Genomic DNA, 18,736 nt, shown 5'->3' with positions numbered 1-18,736 from the left:
GGGGAAACTCGCGGAAATCAGTAGCGCAGCGGCCAGAACACCCACGCGTGGCGCAGGTCGTGCCAGATGCCGCGCAAGCCACGCGGATCGAAGCGCAGGAAGGCGATGATGGCCAGGCCGTAGAGGATGGTCTTGACTTCGTGGGCGCTGGTCGTCATCAGCTCGGCCAGGCGGCCGCCGAGGCCGGCCATCAGCGCCGAGAACACCTCGGGCATGCTGACGATGAACACCGCCCCCAGCACCGCGCCGAGCACGGAGCCGATGCCCCCGACGATGATTACCGCCAGGGCCTCGATGCTCAGCAGGAAGGGATAGCCCTCCACCGACACGATGCTCATGTAGATGCCCATCAGCGCGCCAGCCACGCCGGTAAGCGCCGCGCTCACGAGGAAGGCCAGCAGCTTGTAGCGCACCAGGCTGATGCCCATGGTGCGGGCCGCGATGTCGTTGTCACGGATCGCCACCAGCGCCCGCCCGACATAGGAGCGCCGCAGGTTCAGCACCACCAGCACCGCCAGCACGCACATCGCCACGCAGAACCAGTAGAAGGCGCGATCGCTGGACAGGTTCATGCCGAAGATCACCGGACGTTCGACCATGATCCCGCTGCCCGCGCCAGTGAACTTGCCGCCCGCCAGGATGCCGGCGCTGACGATGTGCGCGAAGGCCAGCGTCGTGATGGCGAGGTAGAGGCCGTGCAGGCGCAGCGAAGGAATGCCCACGATCAGCCCAAACGCCGCGGGCACGACAGCCGACATGACCAGCGCGAGCTCGGGCGGCAGGCCCAGGCGCGTGACGCCGATCGCATAGGCATAGCCGCCGAGCATCAGGAAGCCGACGTGGCCAAGGGAGATCAGCCCCGTGAAGCCGGTGAGCACCATCAGGCCCAGCGCGCCCACGGTCGTGAACAGGATCACCGTCATTAGCGACAGCACGTAGCTGCTCATGACGAATGGCGCAGCGACCAGTGCGGCCAGCAGGATGGCCACCCAGACCTTCACCGCGGGCGAGTCCGTCAGGACCACCAGGTCGCTGTACTTTTGTTTGAAGAAGCCGCTGCGCATCAGACCCTCTCAATTCTTTTTTCACCGAACAGCCCGAAGGGCCGCACCATCAGCACCACCAGGATCAGCACGAAGCCGGCGATCTCCTTGAGGGTGCTGGGCAAGTAGCCACCCACGAGGTTCTCCAGCACACCGATCACGAGGCCACTGACGCCCGAGCCCAGGATCGCGTCGAAGCCGCCCAGCACGGTGGCCGGGAAGGCCTTCAGGCCCAGCTCGAAGATCGTGGGCGCGAGGCCGTATATCACCGCGAAGAAGGCACCCGCGAGACCGGCGAGACCGGACGCCGCGGCCCATGCCACCGACTGGACGCGCGCGGTGGACACGCCCATCAGGCGGGCCGTCTTCTCGTCGGCTGCCACCGCGCGCATGGCCACGCCGAAGCGGCTGCGGCTCAGGAAGAACCAGAAGCCCGCCAGCGCCAGCAACAGCACGCCGATCACGGCGATCTGGCTGACACGCATGCCGATGCCGCCCAGGTTCACGATGGCGTCCGCGCCCTCCACCGCGAACTTCTGCGGCGATGCGCCCCAGATCAGGGTCACCAGGGAGCGCAGCACGACCGCCAGGCCCACCGTGACCAGCACCACGGACAGCACGGGTTCGCCGAGCATGGGCCGCATGATCAGGCGCTCACAGATCAGTCCCAGGATGGCGCCCACCACCACCGCGATGAGCACCGTGAGCACCGCCCCGGTGCCCAGGGTGGTGGCGATCGACCACGAGGTGTAGGCCGCCAGCATGCCCATCTCGCCCTGCGCGAAGTTGACGATGCCGGTGGCCTTGTAGATCACCGCGAAGCCCATCGCGACCAGGCCGTAGATGGCACCGATCACCAGGCCCGAGACGATCAGTTCGATGAAGTAGCTCATGACGCCTGTCCGTAGATCTGTTCGAGCTCGCGCGCGAACTTCTTGTTGATGAGGCCGCGACGCACTTTCTGGGTGGCGGTGAGTTCGCCGTCGTCATGGTCCAGCTCCTTCTCGAGCAGCACGAACTTGCGGATGTTCTCCACCCGCGCGAAGCGCGAGTTCACCTCGTCGACGACGCCCTGGATGAGCGCCACGACATCGGGCAGGAGCGTCACGGATTTGAAGGTGGTGTATTGCAGGTCGCGTTCGGCGGCCCACCGGCCTACGCTGTCGAAGTCGATCTGGATCAGTCCACCCAGGAACTTGCGCCCCTCCCCCACCACGATCGCTTCGCGGATGAAGGGGCTATCCTTCAACGCGTTCTCGATCTCCGACGGTGCGATGTTCTTGCCGCCGCTGGTGATGATGATGGCCTTCTTGCGGTCCACCACGGCGATCTCGTCGTCGCCGCGGACCTCCACGATGTCGCCCGAGGCCAGCCAGCCGTCGGGCTGCAGGATTTCGGCCGTGCCCCTGTCGTCGAACAGGTAGCCCTTGAAGACACCCGGCGAGCGCAGGAAGACCTCGCCGTCTTCGCCGAGCTTCCACTCGGTGCCCGGCATCGCGGGCCCGCAACTGGCATTCAGGAAGGGACGTCCCGGCACCTGCACGAAGCCCAGCCCGCAGGACTCGGTCAGGCCGTAGCCCTGTCCCACCGGCACACCGATGATGTCGAAGAAGCGCAAGGTCTCGGGCGACACCGAGGCGCCGCCGCACATGCGGCTGTGGGTGCGGTTCAGGCCCATGTGGCGCTGCATGTTGCGAAACAGCGCGAGGTACCAGAAGCCGAACTCCAGCCGGTCGCGCAACGCCGTGAGCTGGCCCGCGACCGCGCGGCGATCCGACAGCGCGCGACCGCGCTGCATGCCGGCGCGGTAGACCCAGCGCGACACGCGACTCGCGTCCTTCATCCGGAACTCGAAGCCCTGCTGCAGCTTCTCCCAGATGCGCGGCACGCCGAGGAAGAAGCTGGGCGCGATCTCGCGGATGTTCGTCGCCACCGTATCGACGGACTCGGCGAAGCTCACGCAACCGCCGGAGATCAGGTGCTGCACCGTGGAGTAGGCACGTTCGGCCACGTGGCACAGGGGCAGATAGCAGACCGCCTCGAAAGGTTTGTCGTGCATCTGCCGGGCCGTCCGGTAGGCATAGGTGCCGTAGATGAAGTTGCGGTGCGTGAGCATCGCGCCCTTGGGCGGCCCGGTGGTGCCTGAGGTGTAGACCAGGATGTTGGTGTCGTCCGGCATCAGGCTCTCGATGCTGGCGTCGAGCCGCTTTTCTGCTTCGGGGTCCTCGGCCGCGAGCTGGTCGCCCAGGGCCATCAGGTGCGCGAAGCTGTGCGGCTGCCCGGGCTCGGAATGGCGCAGACCCTTCATGTCGACGCAGAAGAGATGCTGCAGGTGCGGCAGGCCGGCCTCGGTGGCCATCGCATCCAGCACCTTGTCGGTCTGCTCCTGGTCGCCGGTGATCGCCACCTTGGCCTGGCAGTGACCGGCGATGTACAGCACCTCGGCCCAGGGGTTGGTGGGATAGATTCCCACCACCTGCACGCCGATCATCTGCGCCCCAAGGTCGGCATAGAACCACTCCGGCAGCCCTTCGGCGGCGATGACGATGCGGTCGCCACGCTGCAGGCCGAGCTTCATCAGGCCCAGCGCGGTGCGGCGCGCGTCGCGGTAGTAGTCAGCCCAGGTGCGCGTGCGCCAGATGCCGTTGACCTTCTCGCGCAGCGCCACCTGTTCGCCGCGCTCCCGGGCGTGCGCACGCAGGAAGGCGGGCAAGGTGCCTTCGCCACGGATCAATCGCTCGTGCTCAAACATGTCCACCCTCCTCGCCGAGGTAGGCCGCAAGCACGGCCGGGTTCGCGGCCACCTCGGCGGGCGTGCCCTGTGCGATCAGGCAACCGAAATCCAGCACGTACACACGATCCGAAAGGTCCATCACCACTTGCATGTCATGTTCGATCATCAGCACCGCGATGCCGAATTCATCGCGGATGTCCAGGGTGAAGCGGGCGATGTCTTCCTTCTCTTCACGGTTCATGCCCGCCACGATCTCGTCGAGCAGCAGCAGGCTCGGCTCGCAGGCCAGCGCCCGGCCCAGTTCCACGCGCTTCTGCTGGCCGTAGGCCAGCTGGCTCACGGGCTTGTCGCGCAGCTCCTCGATCTCGAGGAACTCGATGATCTGCTCGACTTTCTCGCGGGCGGCGATCTCCTCGCGCCGCGGACGGCCCCAGAACGCGAGCGACTCCAGCACGCTGTAGTTGAAATGGATGTGGCGCCCGACGAGCAGGTTCTCGACCACGCTGCCCTGACGAAACAGGGCCAGGTTCTGGAAGGTGCGTCCGATGCCCAGGCGGGCGAACTCGGAGGACTTGAGCCTGGCCGTGTCCTGACCCTTGAACAGGATCGTTCCTTCGCTGGGCGGCAGCACGCCGCTGACCAGGTTGAAGGTGGTCGTCTTGCCCGCGCCATTGGGGCCGATCAGGCTCACGATCTCGCCCGGCATCACCTTCAGGCTCACGTCGTTCACGGCCTTGACGCCGCCGAAGCGCTTGGAGATGTTGCTGGCCTCGAGCACCGGGGTCTGCGAGGGCGTGCTCATGACAGCCACCTCTTGCGGCGCTTGTAGTGCTTCACGTCCTTCATGCTGGTGCGCCCGGGCTTGGCGCTCAGGCCGAGGTAGAACTCCCGCACGTCCGCATTGCGCCGCAGCTGCTCGCAAGTGCCGTCGAGCACGACGCGGCCGTTCTCCATGATGTAGGCATAGTCCGCGATGGCCAGCGCGCGGTTGGCATTCTGCTCCACCAGCAGGATGGTCAGGCCGGTGGTGTCGCGCAGCTTCTGGATGCTCTGGAAGATCTCGTTGACGATCAACGGCGCCAGGCCCAGCGACGGTTCGTCGAGTGCCAGCACGCGTGGCCGGCTCATGAGCGCGCGCCCGATGGCCACCATCTGCTGCTCGCCGCCCGAGAGATAACCCGCGACCGTGCCGCGCAGCACCGCCAGCCGCGGGAACAACGCGAACACCTCCTCGCGCGCACGCGCCAGAGTCGCGGCATCCTGCAGATGCGCTCCGGCGATCAGGTTCTCCTCCACAGTCAGCGTGGCGAACAGGCGCCGCCCCTCGGGCACCTGCACCATGCCCTGGCGCACGATGGCCGGCGCCGGCGTCTTCTCAATCGCCAGCCCGTTCAACAGGATCGAGCCCTTCTCGATCTCGCCATCCTCGGCATCCAGCACGCCCGAGAGGGCCTTGAGCACGGTGGACTTGCCGGCGCCGTTGGAACCCAGCAGCGCCACGATCTGGCCCGGCCGGACTTCGAGCGACACGTCGCGCACGGCTTCGATGGCACCGCCATAGACGACCTGGATGTTGTGGATCGCGAGCGCGGGCTTCGGTGGATCGGAGGATGTGTGTGAGGTGACCATACGTGGAGGAAATGGAAGCCGGTGCCGCCGGCCGGACAAAGCTAACTGTTCTTTTATAGACCGTCTCGTCGGTCTGAGAATGCGCGAATTATGAGAGGCTTGGGCAGCCCTGCCTCTGGGGAATACCCTTGATGGCGCCGCGTGGTGCGCATCGTCCCGCGAACGCGGGCCCGGCGGCCGTTCGCCGGGATGCCCTGTTCCGCCGCAGCGCCGCCCGCGTGTGTGCCGACCGGTCAGTCGACGCAGGCCAGCAGGCCATCCTGCGTGGCCGTTGCGCCATGCCGCCCTTCGAGCTCGTGGTCGTGCACGAGAGATCCGCCTCGTCCGTGCGCCGCGTGCGCGCTCTCGGACGCCACGTGTCGCCAGCCGTCGCAGCGCGGCACCCGGTGCAGCGCCATCCGTTGCGCCAGCGCGGGCGTGCGGCGCAGGGTCCGGCCGGTCATTCCGTCGTCGGCGCTGGGCGACGGTGCGCGGTGGTGCGCGGCTCGATGCCGGGCTTCAGGCGCCAGTCGGCACCGAACTCGTCGAGCCGGTGCACCGGCATCGGCTCCTCCTGGGCAATGCCGCGCAGACGCTGCGTGTACGCGTCGATGTAGTCCGCGCGCGCCTGCGGCGTGGTGTAGTGGATGGACCACGACGCATGTGGCCGCAGTACCTCGAAGCCCGCATAGGCCAGCGTGCCATGGAGCAGGTGCCAGAGGTTCAAGTCCAGGTGGGCCAGCAGGCCGTCGGCCTCCACCATGCCGGGCAGGCACGCGGTGCTGGTGCATACCAGCGCACGCCGCCCCTTCAGGCCGCCGGTGTCGAAGCGCCGGCCCTTGCCATAGACAACGCCGTTGACGAACACGCGATCGAACCAGCCCTTCATGATGGCCGGCACTGAGAACCACCACAACGGGAACTGCAGGATCAGCAGGTCGCAGGCCTGCAGTTTGTCCAGCTCCGCTTGGATGTCTGCGGCGAAAGCCTGGTGCTCGTGGGCGAATTTCTGTTCGCGGTCGTATTGCAGGGCCTCCGGGAAGCGCCGCTGGAGGAAATCCTCGGCGCTCGCCACGGGATTGAAGCCCATGGCATAGAGATCCGACACCACAACCGCGTGCCCCTCCTCCCGCAGCACCTCCAGCGATCGGTCGAGCAAGGCGCGATTGAAGGACTTGGGCTCGGGATGGGCGTAGACGACGAGGATGTTCATGTCCCAAATAATAGACCGTCTCGGCGGTCTATTAATCGGATTTACCCTGAGGAGATTTCGCCCCCGACGGTCGGAATCGAAGTGCCGCTATGCCGGTTGAACGACTGCGGCGGGCGCGGGTGGTATCGGCGGAAGCAGTTCCTTGAGGGGCACAGCGTCGTCTCCCAGCGCCGCGACTTCGGCCTTCACGCCGGCTGCGACCAGCCGCTTGGCCAGCATGAAGTCGGCTGGCCGGTTCACCGCGTCAGCGGCGATCACCCGCCCGGCCTGCAGATAGAAGGCAATGAAGCGGCGCGAGGCGGGATCGCCCCGCAGCACACAGCTGTCATGCCCCTGGGACAGGCCGACCATCTGCAGCTTGAGGTCGTACTGGTCGGACCAGAACCAGGGCACCGCGCGGTTGGGCTTGGGCTTGCCGCAGAGCGCCGAAGCGGCGGCCCGGGCCTGCTCCAGCGCGTTCGGCACGGACTCCAGGCGGATGCACCGGCCATAGAGCGCGCTGTGGTGCGCGGTGCAGTCGCCCGCGGCGAAGATGTCGGGGTCGGAGGTCTGCGACAGTTCGTCGACGAGGATGCCGCCGTCGACGGCGAGCCCGGCTTCCTGCGCGAGTTCCACGTTCGGCACCATGCCGATGCCGGCCACCACGATATCGGCCGCGATGCGCTCCCCTGCGGCGCACACCAGCGCCGCGATCGCGCCGTCGTCCGCCAGTTCCGCGCGCTTGATGCACAGGCCGGTGCGCAACTGCACGCCGGCTTCCCGATGCACGCCCTCGTAGAAGGCCGCCACCTGCGCACCGGTAACCCGCGCAAGCACACGCGGCAGCGCCTCGACCACCGTCACCTCGGCGCCAAACTTGCGCGCCGACGCCGCAAGTTCGAGTCCGACGTAGCCCCCGCCCACGACCACCAGGCGCGTCCCCTGCTGCAGCCCGGCGCGGATCGCGTCGGCGTCGGCAAGGGTGCGCAGGCAGTGCAGGTTGCGCGGCTTGATGCCGGCTTGCAAACCCGGCAGGTCGAGCGCGCGCGGACGGCCGCCCGTGCACAGCGCGAGCTTGGTGTAGGGCATGGCCCGGCCGTCCGAGAGATGCACCGCATGCGCCGTGCGGTCGATGCGTACCAGGCGTGCGCCCGAATGCACCTGGACCTTCGCCGCCTCGTAGGCCGACGCCGGCCGCAACGCGAGCGACTCGAAGCTTGCGGCGCCATGCAGGTATGCTTTGGACAGTGGCGGCCGTTGGTACGGCAGCACCGCCTCGTCGCCGACCAGGTCGATGCGGCCAAGCCAGCCCTGCTGTCGTGCCGCCACCGCCAGTTCGGCGCCGGCATGGCCAGCGCCCACGATCAGAAGAATCTCGTTTTCACGCATGGTGTCCCCAAAGAATGCCCATCACCGATTTTCATGCCCGGCAACAATTTATAGACCGTCTAGTCGGTCTAATAATAGACTTGCGGCAGGATATTGACAAGCCGTGCATGCCGCGTCGACGCACGCGACACAGCACCGCCACGGCACCAACATACAACAGGACCAAGCCATGACACGGGTACGCGCAGACGACTACGACGACAAACGACAGTCGATCCTCGACCACGCCGCATCGCTCTTCGCACGCAAGGGCTTCGAGGGTTCGACCATGGTGGAGGTCGCGCAGGCCTGCGGCACCTCGAAGTCGCACCTCTACCACTACTTCGCCCGCAAGGAAGACCTGCTCTTCGAGATCGTGCGCGTGCACATCACGGCGCAGCTCGACGAACTCGAGGCGGTCGTGAACCAGGCCTTGCCGGCCGAAGAACGCTTCGACCGCTACGTCGAGGCCTTCGTGGCGCGCGGAGCCAGCTCGCGCAACGAACACCTGGTGCTGATGAACGACATCAAGTTCCTGCCCGACGTTCAGCGGCGCGAAGTGCGCAAGCTCGAGAAGCGCATCGTGGACCTGCTGGTCGGCGTGCTCCACGAGATCAATCCGGAGCTGATGCCGGCCCGCGCTCCGCGAGGCCCCTACGCGATGCTGCTGTTCGGCATGATCATCTGGACCTTCACCTGGTACGAGAAGAGCGGTGCGATACCGCCGCGCGAACTGGCGGCGCGGATATCGCAGCTCTTTGTGCACGGCTTCAAGGGCCAGCGCTTCGTGCCGCCGGAGACGCGCAAGCGCTGAGCGGTCACCTCAGCCGGCTTCGGCGCCGTCTTCGTCGCGCCACACCACGCAGTCCTCCACCGATGCGCGCGTGGTGCGAAAGCCGTTCGCCGGATGCGATGCATCGGCACGGCCGAAGGAGATGCCGCATACGATGCGGCGGTCTGGCGCAATGGCGAGGTGGTCGCGCAACACCGCGGGGTACGCGACCACCGCCGCCTGCGGGATCGCGCCCATGCCCAGTGCCTGCGCGGCCAGCAGGAAGTTGGCCACATAGGCGCCGCAATCGATGGCGCCATAGGTCCCGAGCGCCTCGTCCGCCGTCACGACGGCCAGGTGCGGCGCGCCGAAGAAGCTGAAGTTCTCGCTTGCCTGCCGCGCCGACGCGGCGCGGTCGCCCGGCGCGATGCCGACCGCCGCGTAGAGCGCCATGGCGCAATCGCGCCGACGCTCGCGGTACACGCCCTCGTAGGCGCGCGGCCACGGCAGGTCGGGCGCGGGCGCTTCGGACGCCGCAGCCCGCAGGGCCGTGCGCAGGCGCTCCAGCCGGGGCCCGCTCGCGATGTAGACCTGCCACGGCTGCGCGTTACACCACGAGGCAGTGCGCTGCGCCGCATCGAGCACACGCACGATGTCCTCGCGCGCGAGGGGCGTGGGGTGGAACGCCCGGCAGCTGTGGCGTCGGTCCAGCAGCGCGCGCAGCGTGTCGAACTCGAGCGAGGCGTCAGCCATGCACGGGCTCCGCGCACAGCCAGCACGGCAGCCGTTGCAGGGTCTTCTTTTTCATGATGTTCTCCATCGCATTCCAGACAGCAGGTGCGCGAGGCTAGGCGCCGACCACACCGCGGTCGTGCAGGCGGCCGAACTCGGCGCTGTCGATGCCGAGCACCGCATGCAGCACCTGCTCTGTGTCCGCGCCGAGCCGCGGCGCGGGCTGCACCGCGCGCCGCGGCACCGCCGAGAACTCCAGCGGCAGGCCGGGCGCGACCAGGCGGCCGACGCCGTGCTGATCGATCTCGCCGAACATCGGGTTGGCCAGAGAACAGGCCTCGTCCTCGGCCACGAGCTGGGACACCGTTTGGTACTTGCCCCAGCAGACGCCGTGGCGGTCGAACTGCGCGGCCACCTCGGCGAAGGGCCGGGCCCCGATCCAGCGCGCGACCACCTCGGCGATCTGTTGGCGTGCGAAGAAGCGGTCGCCTTCGCGGGCCAGGTCGCGCCCGGTCCGCCGTGAGATCGCGTCCATCTCTTCGCCCATCGCGAGCGCATCGCACAGCGCGCGCCATTGCTTGCCCGTGAGGCCGACCACCATCACGCGCACGCCGTCGGCGCTCGCGAAGTCGTGGCCGAAGGCGCCGAACAGGTGGTTGCCGTGCCGGCCCCGTGCCTGGCCGAGCTGGGCTTCCGCCAGCAAACCCAGGTGGCCGACCGCGGCCAGCGCGACGTCCTCGAGCGCGAGCTTCACATGCTGCCCCACGCCGCGCCGCCGCCGATGCCGCTCCGCCGCCAGCAGGCCGACGGCCGCCATCTGGCCGGTGACTAGGTCCCAGGCCGGCAGCACGTGGTTGACTGCGGTCTCGGCATCACCGCTGCCGGTGAGATAGGGCAAGCCCATGCGCGGGTTGATCGTGTAGTCCACGGCCGAGCCGCCATGGCGGTCGCCCTGCACGGTCAGCTGGATCAGGTCGTCGCGGCGCTCGCGCAGCTTGTCGTGGTCGAGCCAGCCGCGCGGCGGGAAGTTCGTGAGCAGCAGGCCCGCGTCCTCGCCGGGTGCGGCGATCAGGGCCATCGCGACCTCGCGGCCCTCGGCCGAACCAAGATCGAGCGTGACGGACTTCTTGCCCTTGTTGAGCCCGGCCCAGAACAGGCTGCTGCCGTTCGAGGCGACGGGCCAGCGCCGGTAGTCCAGGCCGCCGCCCAGCGCGTCGATGCGGATCACCTCCGCCCCCATCTGCGCCAGCGTCATGCCGCCGAGCGGCGCCGCCACGAAGGCGGCCGCCTCGACCACGCGCAGGCCTTCTAGCAGGTTGCCGTTGTCCATGTCGTCGCGCTCCTCAGTGCGTGACGGCTGCCGCCTTGGCGGAGGCGGCGTCGGCCAGCGCCTGCTCGAGCAGGCTGCGCGCGATGACCTTGAGCGCCAGCGTTTCTTCCGCTCCTTCGAAGATCGAGAGCACGCGCGCATCGACGAAGAAGCGGCTCACCGGGCTTTCCTCGGCGTAGCCGTTGCCGCCATGCAGCTGCAGCGCCTCGCGCGTCACCCATTCGGCCGAGCGGCAGGCCAGCAACTTGACCAGGCTGGCTTCCATGCGGCCGCCGCCTTCGTCCAGCGTCCGGGCCACCGCATAGGCCAGGCGCTGGCAGGCCGCATAGCGCGCGCCCATGCGCGCCAGCTTGGCGAGCGTCAACGGACAGTCGAGCAAGGGTACCCCGAAGACCTTGCGGTCCTCGGCGTAGCGCAGCGCCGCCCGGATGGCCGCGCGCATCACGCCCGATGCGCGGCCGGCGGTCTGCATGCGGCCGCCCATCATGCCGGCCATCGTGAAATAGAAGCCCTTGCCCAGGCCCGCCGCGCCGCCGATCACGTGGCTGTCGGGCACGAGCAGGTTGTCGAAGGACAGCTCGAACGAGTGCATGCCCCGGTAGCCGATAGTCGCGATGGCCTTGCCCGTGAGGGCGCCGCCGCCCTGCGCCTCGCTCTGGCGATAGGCGAAGGCATGGCCTTCGTCCGAGGGCTTCTCCACCAGCATCAGGCTCAGGCCGCGATGGCCGGCCGAGCGATCGGGATCGGTGCGCACCACCACCATCAGCAGGCCTGCCTTGCCGGCGAAGGTGCACCATGTCTTGGCGCCATCGAGCCGCCAGCCGCCCTCGACCCGCGTGCCGCGCAGCATCAGGCCGGCCACGTCGGAGCCGTAGTCGGGCTCGGTGATCGCGATGGCGCACAACGGGTCGCCCGCGGCGATGCGCGGCAGCCAATGGGCTTTCTGTTCGTCAGTCCCGCCGGTCATCAACGCACGGCTCAGGATCTCGGGCCGCGTGATCAGGCTGCCGGCGCCGGCCAGCGAGGCCTCCGACAGGGCCTCGGTCACCAGCACCATCAGCAGCGTGTCGTCGCGGTCGTTCGGCGCACTGCCGCCGAAGCGCTCGGGCACCGACAGGCCGAACACGCCCATCTCGCGCAGCGGCTGCAGCAGGCTCTCGGGCACCGTGAGGTCGTGGCGGTGCAGGGCCTCGGCCTGCGGCGCCACCACGTCGGCGGCGAAGCGCCTGAAGGCGTCCTGCGCCATGGCATGGCCCTCGTCGAGCACCACGCCCCCTACTTCGCCCTCGGCATCCGCCAGCGCCCGGCCGGTGGCCTGCAAAGCGGCGGCACTGCCGGCCGAACGGCGCAAGGCGTTCCATGCCGGGTCCGATGCCAACGCCTGGACCGGCGCGAGCTCGAGCCCGAGCTCGAGAAAGAGCATCTCCGTTCGCGCCAGCACCGCGGCGATGGCGTCGATGCCGAAGATCAGCGCCAGGCCGGTCTCGAGGGCATTGGCACCACTGCCGACGCCCTGGATCGCCGTCTCGGCCGCCAGCAGGTCGGCGCTGGCCCAGGCCAGTTCGTAGCTCGCCACCTGCCGCGCGTCGAAGCGCCGCGCATCGAAGACGCCGGTTTCGGCGCAGGACTGCGCGAGCGCCTGCGTGGCCCGTTCGAAGAGCGGGCGCAAGCGCGCCAGCAGCGCCGCGCAGACCTGAAGGTCGGTGTGGGGGGCCATGGCGCGGCGCCTCACGCCGCAGCCAGCGCGTCGAGCGCCAGCTTGGAAACGGAACGGCCCGTGTCCGCGCAGGCCTGCGTGCCGCCGTCGCCATAGGGCTTGACCGCATCGCCCACATGCCAGAGGTTCGGCAGCGGCGTGGTCTGCGGCAGGTCGTAGCCGCCGCAGGATCGCTGCGCCGGCCAGCCGTCGCGCATGACACGCACCGACAGCATCTTCGCGTTCGCGAAGCCGGGGAAGAGATCGCGCAGGTCCTGCAGCGAAGCCTCGACTTCGGCCTCGTTGTCGAAATCGCCAAGCGCAGGATGCGGCACGGCATAGGCCACGTACTGGTGCCAGCCCGCAGGCGCGAGTTCGGGGCAGGTCGCGGTCAGCTCGCCGATGTTGCAGAGGCGGCGCGTGCGGCCGAAGGTGACCAGGCCCGGCGCGTCGTAGAGGCGCTCGCGCGTGGCGAAGTTGATCACGATGTTGGCGGCCGGCTTCGGCCCGGTGGTGGCCAGCGCGATGTACTCGGCACCGAGGGCTTGCGCGCCCGGCAGCAGCGCCGTCGCATGCGGGCCGATGTTGCTGATCACGGTGCGCGCGTTCACGCGCAGCGTCACGCCATCCTTCACCAGGTCGACGCCCGTGGCGCGGCCGTTCTCGATGTTCAGCGCCGCCACCGGCGCATCGAGCCAGACCTCGCCGCCGCGGCGGCGGATCGCATCGGTCAGGTCGTTCCACAGCCCGACCGTGCCGCGCGGGCAGAAGCCGAAGCGCTTGAATGCGCCCTTGACCGCGAAGTAGGTCAGGAAGGCGCGCGCGGGCAGTTCGTCCGAGTTGGCCGCGAAGATGGCCGCGCAGAGATTGCGGAAGATCGCATGCACGGTCTCGTTCTTGGTGTACTGCGAGAGCCACTCTTTGGTCGTGAGCTTGGCTTCGGGCAGGTCGCCGCCGCGCGCATCCGCGAACTTGGCACCGATCTTCGCCGCCTGCTTGGTGAACCCACCCAGCAGCATGCCCCAGCCGCCCTTGGCGACGTTGATGATCTTGCCGTCGATCAGGAAGACGGTCGCGGGATTCGGCTCGCGCAGGTCGAGCTCGACGTCGAGCAGCGCGAAAGTCTCCTCGAAGGTCGATCCCTTCTCGATCGCGATGGCGCCGATGTTGACGGTGAAGCCGTCGATCTGCTCGCTCGATGCGCGGCCGCCGACACGGCCAAGGCTTTCGGCCACCAGCACCTTCTTGCCTGCAGCGACGAGGCGCGCGGCAACGCTGAGGCCCCCCGCACCGGCGCCAATCACGACGGCGTCGTAGTGGATGGGGTGAATGACGGTGTCGCTCATGATGATGTGTCTCCTGGGGATGTGGAACGGGGCATGGGTGCGGCGCGGCGCAGCAGGTCGCGCGCGCGCAGCACCACGGGCAGATCGACCATCTTTCCGGCGAACTCGACGGCGCCTCGGCCCTCGCGCTGCGCGTTCTCGAAGGCGTCGACCACGCCCTGGGCGTGGGCCAGTTCATCGGCCGAGGGCGAGAAGCCCGCATTGAGCACGGGCACCTGCGCCGGATGGATGCAGAAGGCACCGACGAAGCCCAGATCGCGGGCCAGTGCGATCTGCACCGCGAAGGCCTGGAGGTCCGAGAACTCGGCGATGGAAGAAGGAAAGCCCAGCGGCAGGATGCCTGCGCGCCGGCAGGCGAAGGCCACCATCTGGTTGGGCCCAAACAGGATGGCCGGCGTGGGCGCCATGCCCGCGCTGGCGCAGAAGTCCTCCGAGCCGAGGATCATGCCCAGCAGGCGCGGCGAGCTAGTGGCGATGGCGTCGAGCTGCGGCAGCGCGGCCACGTCCTCGATCTGCGCGATCAGCCAGGTGTGGCCGGGCCGCAGGCCCAGGCGCTGCTCGCACCCGCTCACCAGCCGGTCCGCGGCCAGCACCTGCTGCGGCGAATCGATCTTCGGCAACACGATGGCGCACACGGCGGCGCCGACGGCGGCATCGATATCCTGCGCCGCCAGCCCGGCTTCCGCGTTCACGCGCACCAGCACCCGCGTTCCGTGTCCGGACACGGCCACCGCACGGATGGCAAGGGCCTCGCGCGCCTGCGCCTTCTGCGCCAGCGGCACGCTGTCCTCCAGGTCGAGGATCACGGCGTCGGCGCCACGCTCATGGGCACGCGCGACGAAGCGGTCGACGTGCGCCGGCACGAAGAGCATCGAGCGCCAAATAGGCCGCGCACACGGGTCGGACAGGGAAGTCGCGGCCATCTCAGTGCCACCCCACGTGGGCGCTCATGCCGAGCGCGCCCAGGCTGTCGGTCGTCCACAGGCGTGCGCTTCGGCCATCGTCGGCCGGCGCGCCGTTCAGGGTCAGCGCGTCGGTGTCGAAGGCGGGGCGCTGCGCGCGGAAGTCGAAGCGGGCGATGCGCGACGCCGGTGCCGCGCGTTGCGCCAGGTCGAGCAGCAGCGTGGCCAGCAGGGGGCCGTGAACGACCAGCGCGGGGTAGTGCTCCTGCCGCGTCGCGTAATCGCGGTCGTAGTGGATACGGTGGCCGTTGTAGGTGAGCGCAGAGTAGCGGAACAGCGTCGCCGCGTCGGCCTGCCAGTCGCTCTGCCAGATCGCCGCATCCTTCGCCGGCAGGCCTGACGGCAGCGGCGTACTGCTCGTCGGCCCCTCGCGGTAGACGATGTGCTGCAGCTCCTTGAGGCAGGTGCGGCCCTGCTGCGAGAGCACATGCTCGACCGTGACGAAAACCAGTGGCCCGCTCTGCCCGTGCTTGAGTTCCACCGAGCGCACGGTCGACACCTTGCGCGCCGCGTCGCCGATGCGCAGTTGTTGCTCGACCTCGATCTCGCCCGAGGCCCACATGCGCCGCGGCAGGGGCACCGGCGGCAGGAATCCGCCGCGGCCGGGATGGCCGTCGATGCCGATGGCCGCGCGTGTCGGCGTCTCGAGGAAGTAAAGCCAATGCCAGGGCAAGGGCAGCGCATCGCCGATCGACGGCGCCTGCGCACGATCGAGCAGGCTGGCCAGGGCCTGCGCCGGGAACGGGTTGATGCACTGCTCGGCTTCCTGGCGCCGCCCGACCCATTCGCGCAGGTGATCGATGTCGATGGCGGGCGCGGCGCTCATCGACGCGCCGCCTCGGGCGTGCACAGCGACAAGCCCAGCGCCACGCGCCGCTCGAGCCAGGGGCTGGGCCGGTAGCGCGGATCGCCGGTCACGGCTTGCATGCGCCGCAGGATCGCGAGCACCCGCTCGCCGCCGATGCGGTCGCCCCAGGACAGCGGGCCCTGCGGATAGCCCAGTCCCATCTTCACCGCGTCCTCGATGTCTTCCACCGACGCGATGCCGCGTTGCGCGATCTGCGCCGCGATGTTGACGATGGTCGCCAGCACGCGCTGCACGATGAAGCCAGGGCTGTCGTTGATCACCGTGACGCCCACGCCATCGTGCGCGCACAGCGCGTGCGCGGCGTCGCGAATGGCCGGCGTGGTGGCCACCGTGAGCATGAGCGTGCGATGGCGCGCCAGCCCGGGCAGCGGGTCGAGCGCCACGCAGCGCGCGGCATCGAGCCCGTGGGCCACGGCCTCGCCGGTGGCGTCGCCGCCCCAGGGCTGCACGATCAGCAGCGCATCGGGCACCGGACTCTCGACCCATTGCATGCCGGCCGCCTGCACCAGCGCCTTCAATGCCTCGCGATCTGCCGCGGCCGGCGCCACCCAGACCTGGAGCGCAGCAGGCAGCGTCGGCACCGGCGGCGCTGCCTGCACCTGGCACACATCGCCTTCGTAGGCATACCAGCCCTGCCCCGTCTTGCGGCCGAACAGCCCCGCCGCCACGCGCGGCGGCACCAGCGACGAAGGCCGGAAACGCGGCTCCTGCTGAAATTGCTCGTAGATCGAGCTCATCACCTTGCTCGACACATCGAGCCCGGTGAGGTCGAGCAGCTCGAACGGCCCCATGCGGAAACCGGCCGCCTCGCGCAGCACGCGGTCGACCTGGTCCACGCCGGCCGCCTGCTCCTCGAGCAGGCGCAGTCCCTCCGTGTAGAGCCCGCGGCCCGCATGGTTCACGAGGAAACCCGGCTGGTCGGCCGCGACCACCGCCCGATGGCCGGCGCCCGCGACCAAGTCGCGCAAGCGGGTCACCACCGTGGCGTCGGTGCGCACGGCCGCGATGACTTCGGCGACCTTCATCAGCGGCACCGGATTGAAGAAATGCAGCCCCGCCACCCGCTGCGGATGCGCGCATGCGGCGGCGATCTCGGCGACCACCAGCGACGAGGTGTTGCTCGCGAGGATGGCCTGCTGCGACACGACGGCTTCGAGACGGCGAAACAACGCGCGCTTGGCCTCCAGGTCTTCCACGATGGCTTCGATCAGCACGTCGCAATCCGCCAGGTCCTCGATCGCCGCCGCGGCGTAGACCCGGCCGCGGATGCGGTCGAATTCGTCGGCATCGATGCGGCCCTTGGCGACACCGCGGCCGATCATGCCCAGGACGAAGTCCACCGCCTTGCCGGCGGCGCCGTCCGAACTGTCGAAGCAATGCACGCGGTGGCCGGCCTGCGCGAACAGCTGGACGATGCCGCGGCCCATGGTGCCGGCGCCGATCACGGCGATCTTGAGTGTGTCTGTCATGTCATTCCCCGGTGAATTCCGGGCGTCGCTTGTCGAGGAAGGCACGCATGCCCTCGGTCTTGTCGGGGGTGTCGAAGAGCAGCAGGAACTCGCGGTTCTCCAGCGCGAGCGCCGCATCCAGCGGCAGGTCGGGGCCCTGGCGCAGCATCCGGCGCGTGGCCGCGACCGCCTTGGGCGGCATGCGCGCCGCCTTGCGTGCCAGGGCCAACGCACGTTCCAGTGCCTGCCCCTCCTCGGCCAGTTCGGCCACCAGCCCCAGCTGGAAGGCACGTTCGGCCGTCAGTTGCTCGCCGGTCAGCAGCAGCATCGCGGCCACCGGCCGGCCGACGGCACGCAGCAGCCGCTGGGTGCCGCCGGCCCCGGGCATGATGCCCACCGCCAGCTCCGGCTGGCCGAAGCGCGCACTGTTGTCGGCCACGATGAAGTCGCACATCATGGCCAGCTCGCAGCCCGCGCCGAGCGCGAAGCCGGCCACTGCCGCGATGGTCGGCTTGCCGCATTGCGCCACCGGCGCCCAGTACTGGCCGAGGTCGATGGCCGCCACCTGCTGCGCTCCCTTGTCGACCAGCAGGTTGAGGTCGGCGCCGGCAGCAAACACGCTGCCGCCGGTGATCACGATGGCGCGGATCGCGTCGTCGCCGTCCAACGACGTGACCGCCTCGGCGATCGCGCGGCGCATCGCGAGGTCGAGCGCGTTGCGCTTCTCCGGCCGGTTCAATGCGACGACACCCACGGCGCCGTCGCGCGTGACCTGCACCAGCTCGGCCGCCGTTGCGGCGATGCTGCCGGTCATGCCTTCGCCCCCGGCATGCCGATGAAGTCGGCGGCCCGCTTGTTCCTGAAGGCGTCGTAGCCCTCTCGGAACTCGTCGCCGGTCAGGCTCAGCGCCTGGTCGTCTTCCTCGCGCTGCAGCTCTGCATCGAGCGAGGAGGAGACACGCGTGAGCCGGTCCTTCATGCGCGCGAAGGCGTCCATCGGCAGCTGCGCGAGTTCGCTCGCCTTCGCGATGGCGCAGGCCATCACCTGTTCGTCGGCCACCATGGCGTCGGCCAGCCCGATGCGATGCGCCTCTTCGCCGCGCACCGGTTCGCCCGCGGTGAGGATGCGCCTGGCTTCGCGCAAGCCGACACGGCGCGGCAGCGTCAGCATCTGCCCCCAGTCGGGCACCAAGCCGAGCTTGAGGAAGGGAAACAGGATGCGCGTGCCCTCCCCGACGACGATGTGGTCGCCCAGCAGCGCGAGGCCGACGGCCGCGCCCGCACCGATGCCTTCGACGGCGCTGACCACGGGGATGCGCAACGCAGCAACCATCCGGCACAGCACCGCGATGTGCTGCATGCGCGCCCGCGCAGCGGCTTCGTCCAGGCCCAGCATGCTGGGCACGTCGCCGCCGGCCGAGAACACGCCCGCGGTGCCGCCGAACACTAGCGCGCGCACGCTGGCGTCGTCGCCGATGCTGGTGATCGCGCCCGTGAGTTCCTGTCGCACGGCATGGTCGATCGCATTGCGCTTGTCGGGTCGGTTGATCAGCAGCCGGGCCACGTGGGGCGCCGGCCGGTCGAGCAACACCACCGGATTCGGATTTGCGGGGACTGTCATGTGCCTTGGCGTTTTCA

The 18,736-nt window shown here is 69.1% G+C and carries 18 protein-coding genes; 1 reads left to right on the top strand and 17 read right to left on the bottom strand.

What is annotated here, in order from left to right:
• Positions 1–17: 17 nt before the first annotated feature.
• The 8 genes from A9977_RS11195 to A9977_RS11160 all read right to left on the bottom strand — a co-directional run bounded on the left by A9977_RS11195 (position 18) and on the right by A9977_RS11160 (position 7,966).
• A complete protein-coding gene (locus tag A9977_RS11195) occupies positions 18–1,064 on the bottom strand; it encodes a branched-chain amino acid ABC transporter permease (protein WP_183024911.1) in 1,047 nt (348 codons plus the stop codon).
• Positions 1,064–1,936: a branched-chain amino acid ABC transporter permease gene (locus A9977_RS11190; RefSeq protein WP_183024910.1), complete on the bottom strand. Its 873-nt coding sequence runs from the start codon at positions 1,934–1,936 to the stop codon at positions 1,064–1,066. The genes A9977_RS11195 and A9977_RS11190 overlap by 1 nt, the downstream gene beginning before the upstream one ends.
• Positions 1,933–3,795, bottom strand: coding sequence for a long-chain fatty acid--CoA ligase (locus tag A9977_RS11185; RefSeq protein WP_183024909.1), 1,863 nt, complete (start codon positions 3,793–3,795; stop codon positions 1,933–1,935). Before A9977_RS11185 ends, A9977_RS11190 begins: the two co-directional genes overlap by 4 nt.
• Positions 3,788–4,579: an ABC transporter ATP-binding protein gene (locus A9977_RS11180; protein WP_183024908.1), complete on the bottom strand. Its 792-nt coding sequence runs from the start codon at positions 4,577–4,579 to the stop codon at positions 3,788–3,790. Before A9977_RS11180 ends, A9977_RS11185 begins: the two co-directional genes overlap by 8 nt.
• Positions 4,576–5,406: an ABC transporter ATP-binding protein gene (locus tag A9977_RS11175; protein WP_183024907.1), complete on the bottom strand. Its 831-nt coding sequence runs from the start codon at positions 5,404–5,406 to the stop codon at positions 4,576–4,578. Before A9977_RS11175 ends, A9977_RS11180 begins: the two co-directional genes overlap by 4 nt.
• 233 nt (positions 5,407–5,639) lie before the next feature.
• A complete protein-coding gene (locus A9977_RS11170) occupies positions 5,640–5,849 on the bottom strand; it encodes a hypothetical protein (protein ID WP_183024906.1) in 210 nt (69 codons plus the stop codon).
• Positions 5,846–6,598 (bottom strand): NAD(P)H-dependent oxidoreductase, encoded by a 753-nt coding sequence (locus A9977_RS11165; RefSeq protein WP_183024905.1) that lies wholly within the window; start codon positions 6,596–6,598, stop codon positions 5,846–5,848. The genes A9977_RS11170 and A9977_RS11165 overlap by 4 nt, the downstream gene beginning before the upstream one ends.
• A gap of 87 nt (positions 6,599–6,685) precedes the next feature.
• On the bottom strand, positions 6,686–7,966 hold the full coding sequence (locus tag A9977_RS11160; RefSeq protein ID WP_183024904.1) for an NAD(P)/FAD-dependent oxidoreductase: 1,281 nt from the start codon (positions 7,964–7,966) through the stop codon (positions 6,686–6,688).
• A 169-nt stretch (positions 7,967–8,135) separates the two neighbouring features.
• Between A9977_RS11160 and A9977_RS11155 the strand changes: the two genes are divergently transcribed.
• Positions 8,136–8,759 (top strand): TetR/AcrR family transcriptional regulator, encoded by a 624-nt coding sequence (locus tag A9977_RS11155; protein WP_183024903.1) that lies wholly within the window; start codon positions 8,136–8,138, stop codon positions 8,757–8,759.
• A 9-nt stretch (positions 8,760–8,768) separates the two neighbouring features.
• Here A9977_RS11155 and A9977_RS11150 read toward each other — a convergent pair whose 3' ends face one another.
• From A9977_RS11150 to A9977_RS11110, 9 genes are all read right to left on the bottom strand, one after another.
• On the bottom strand, positions 8,769–9,470 hold the full coding sequence (locus A9977_RS11150; RefSeq protein ID WP_183024902.1) for a nitroreductase: 702 nt from the start codon (positions 9,468–9,470) through the stop codon (positions 8,769–8,771).
• A gap of 94 nt (positions 9,471–9,564) precedes the next feature.
• Entirely contained in the window at positions 9,565–10,779 is a 1,215-nt protein-coding gene (locus A9977_RS11145; RefSeq protein WP_183024901.1) for a CoA transferase, read from the bottom strand.
• Positions 10,780–10,792: 13 nt separating this feature from the next.
• Positions 10,793–12,496, bottom strand: coding sequence for an acyl-CoA dehydrogenase family protein (locus tag A9977_RS11140; RefSeq protein WP_183024900.1), 1,704 nt, complete (start codon positions 12,494–12,496; stop codon positions 10,793–10,795).
• A gap of 11 nt (positions 12,497–12,507) precedes the next feature.
• Complete coding sequence (locus tag A9977_RS11135) at positions 12,508–13,821, bottom strand: NAD(P)/FAD-dependent oxidoreductase (RefSeq protein WP_220811682.1); 1,314 nt, start codon at positions 13,819–13,821, stop codon at positions 12,508–12,510.
• Positions 13,818–14,693 (bottom strand): CoA ester lyase, encoded by an 876-nt coding sequence (locus A9977_RS11130; protein WP_183024899.1) that lies wholly within the window; start codon positions 14,691–14,693, stop codon positions 13,818–13,820. Before A9977_RS11130 ends, A9977_RS11135 begins: the two co-directional genes overlap by 4 nt.
• A 52-nt stretch (positions 14,694–14,745) precedes the next feature.
• Positions 14,746–15,609: a MaoC family dehydratase N-terminal domain-containing protein gene (locus A9977_RS11125; RefSeq protein ID WP_183024898.1), complete on the bottom strand. Its 864-nt coding sequence runs from the start codon at positions 15,607–15,609 to the stop codon at positions 14,746–14,748.
• Positions 15,606–17,120: a 3-hydroxyacyl-CoA dehydrogenase gene (locus A9977_RS11120; protein WP_183024897.1), complete on the bottom strand. Its 1,515-nt coding sequence runs from the start codon at positions 17,118–17,120 to the stop codon at positions 15,606–15,608. Before A9977_RS11120 ends, A9977_RS11125 begins: the two co-directional genes overlap by 4 nt.
• A gap of 1 nt (position 17,121) precedes the next feature.
• Positions 17,122–17,913 (bottom strand): enoyl-CoA hydratase-related protein, encoded by a 792-nt coding sequence (locus A9977_RS11115; protein WP_183024896.1) that lies wholly within the window; start codon positions 17,911–17,913, stop codon positions 17,122–17,124.
• Entirely contained in the window at positions 17,910–18,719 is an 810-nt protein-coding gene (locus tag A9977_RS11110; RefSeq protein WP_183024895.1) for an enoyl-CoA hydratase/isomerase family protein, read from the bottom strand. Before A9977_RS11110 ends, A9977_RS11115 begins: the two co-directional genes overlap by 4 nt.
• Positions 18,720–18,736: the final 17 nt, after the last annotated feature.

This window comes from Variovorax sp. UMC13 (genome assembly GCF_014170375.1).
GTDB lineage: Bacteria > Pseudomonadota > Gammaproteobacteria > Burkholderiales > Burkholderiaceae_C > Variovorax.
Note: the sequence above shows the minus strand (reverse complement) of the source record. Positions and strands in the feature narration are given on the sequence as shown.

Coding starts and splice junctions, on each gene's coding strand:
- A9977_RS11195 (WP_183024911.1), bottom strand. CDS start 1,064: ATGCGCAGCGGCTTCTTCAAACAAAAGTACAGCGACCTGGTGGTCCTG.
- A9977_RS11190 (WP_183024910.1), bottom strand. CDS start 1,936: ATGAGCTACTTCATCGAACTGATCGTCTCGGGCCTGGTGATCGGTGCC.
- A9977_RS11185 (WP_183024909.1), bottom strand. CDS start 3,795: ATGTTTGAGCACGAGCGATTGATCCGTGGCGAAGGCACCTTGCCCGCC.
- A9977_RS11180 (WP_183024908.1), bottom strand. CDS start 4,579: ATGAGCACGCCCTCGCAGACCCCGGTGCTCGAGGCCAGCAACATCTCC.
- A9977_RS11175 (WP_183024907.1), bottom strand. CDS start 5,406: ATGGTCACCTCACACACATCCTCCGATCCACCGAAGCCCGCGCTCGCG.
- A9977_RS11170 (WP_183024906.1), bottom strand. CDS start 5,849: ATGACCGGCCGGACCCTGCGCCGCACGCCCGCGCTGGCGCAACGGATG.
- A9977_RS11165 (WP_183024905.1), bottom strand. CDS start 6,598: ATGAACATCCTCGTCGTCTACGCCCATCCCGAGCCCAAGTCCTTCAAT.
- A9977_RS11160 (WP_183024904.1), bottom strand. CDS start 7,966: ATGCGTGAAAACGAGATTCTTCTGATCGTGGGCGCTGGCCATGCCGGC.
- A9977_RS11155 (WP_183024903.1), top strand. CDS start 8,136: ATGACACGGGTACGCGCAGACGACTACGACGACAAACGACAGTCGATC.
- A9977_RS11150 (WP_183024902.1), bottom strand. CDS start 9,470: ATGGCTGACGCCTCGCTCGAGTTCGACACGCTGCGCGCGCTGCTGGAC.
- A9977_RS11145 (WP_183024901.1), bottom strand. CDS start 10,779: ATGGACAACGGCAACCTGCTAGAAGGCCTGCGCGTGGTCGAGGCGGCC.
- A9977_RS11140 (WP_183024900.1), bottom strand. CDS start 12,496: ATGGCCCCCCACACCGACCTTCAGGTCTGCGCGGCGCTGCTGGCGCGC.
- A9977_RS11135 (WP_220811682.1), bottom strand. CDS start 13,821: ATGAGCGACACCGTCATTCACCCCATCCACTACGACGCCGTCGTGATT.
- A9977_RS11130 (WP_183024899.1), bottom strand. CDS start 14,693: ATGCTCTTCGTGCCGGCGCACGTCGACCGCTTCGTCGCGCGTGCCCAT.
- A9977_RS11125 (WP_183024898.1), bottom strand. CDS start 15,609: ATGAGCGCCGCGCCCGCCATCGACATCGATCACCTGCGCGAATGGGTC.
- A9977_RS11120 (WP_183024897.1), bottom strand. CDS start 17,120: ATGACAGACACACTCAAGATCGCCGTGATCGGCGCCGGCACCATGGGC.
- A9977_RS11115 (WP_183024896.1), bottom strand. CDS start 17,913: ATGACCGGCAGCATCGCCGCAACGGCGGCCGAGCTGGTGCAGGTCACG.
- A9977_RS11110 (WP_183024895.1), bottom strand. CDS start 18,719: ATGACAGTCCCCGCAAATCCGAATCCGGTGGTGTTGCTCGACCGGCCG.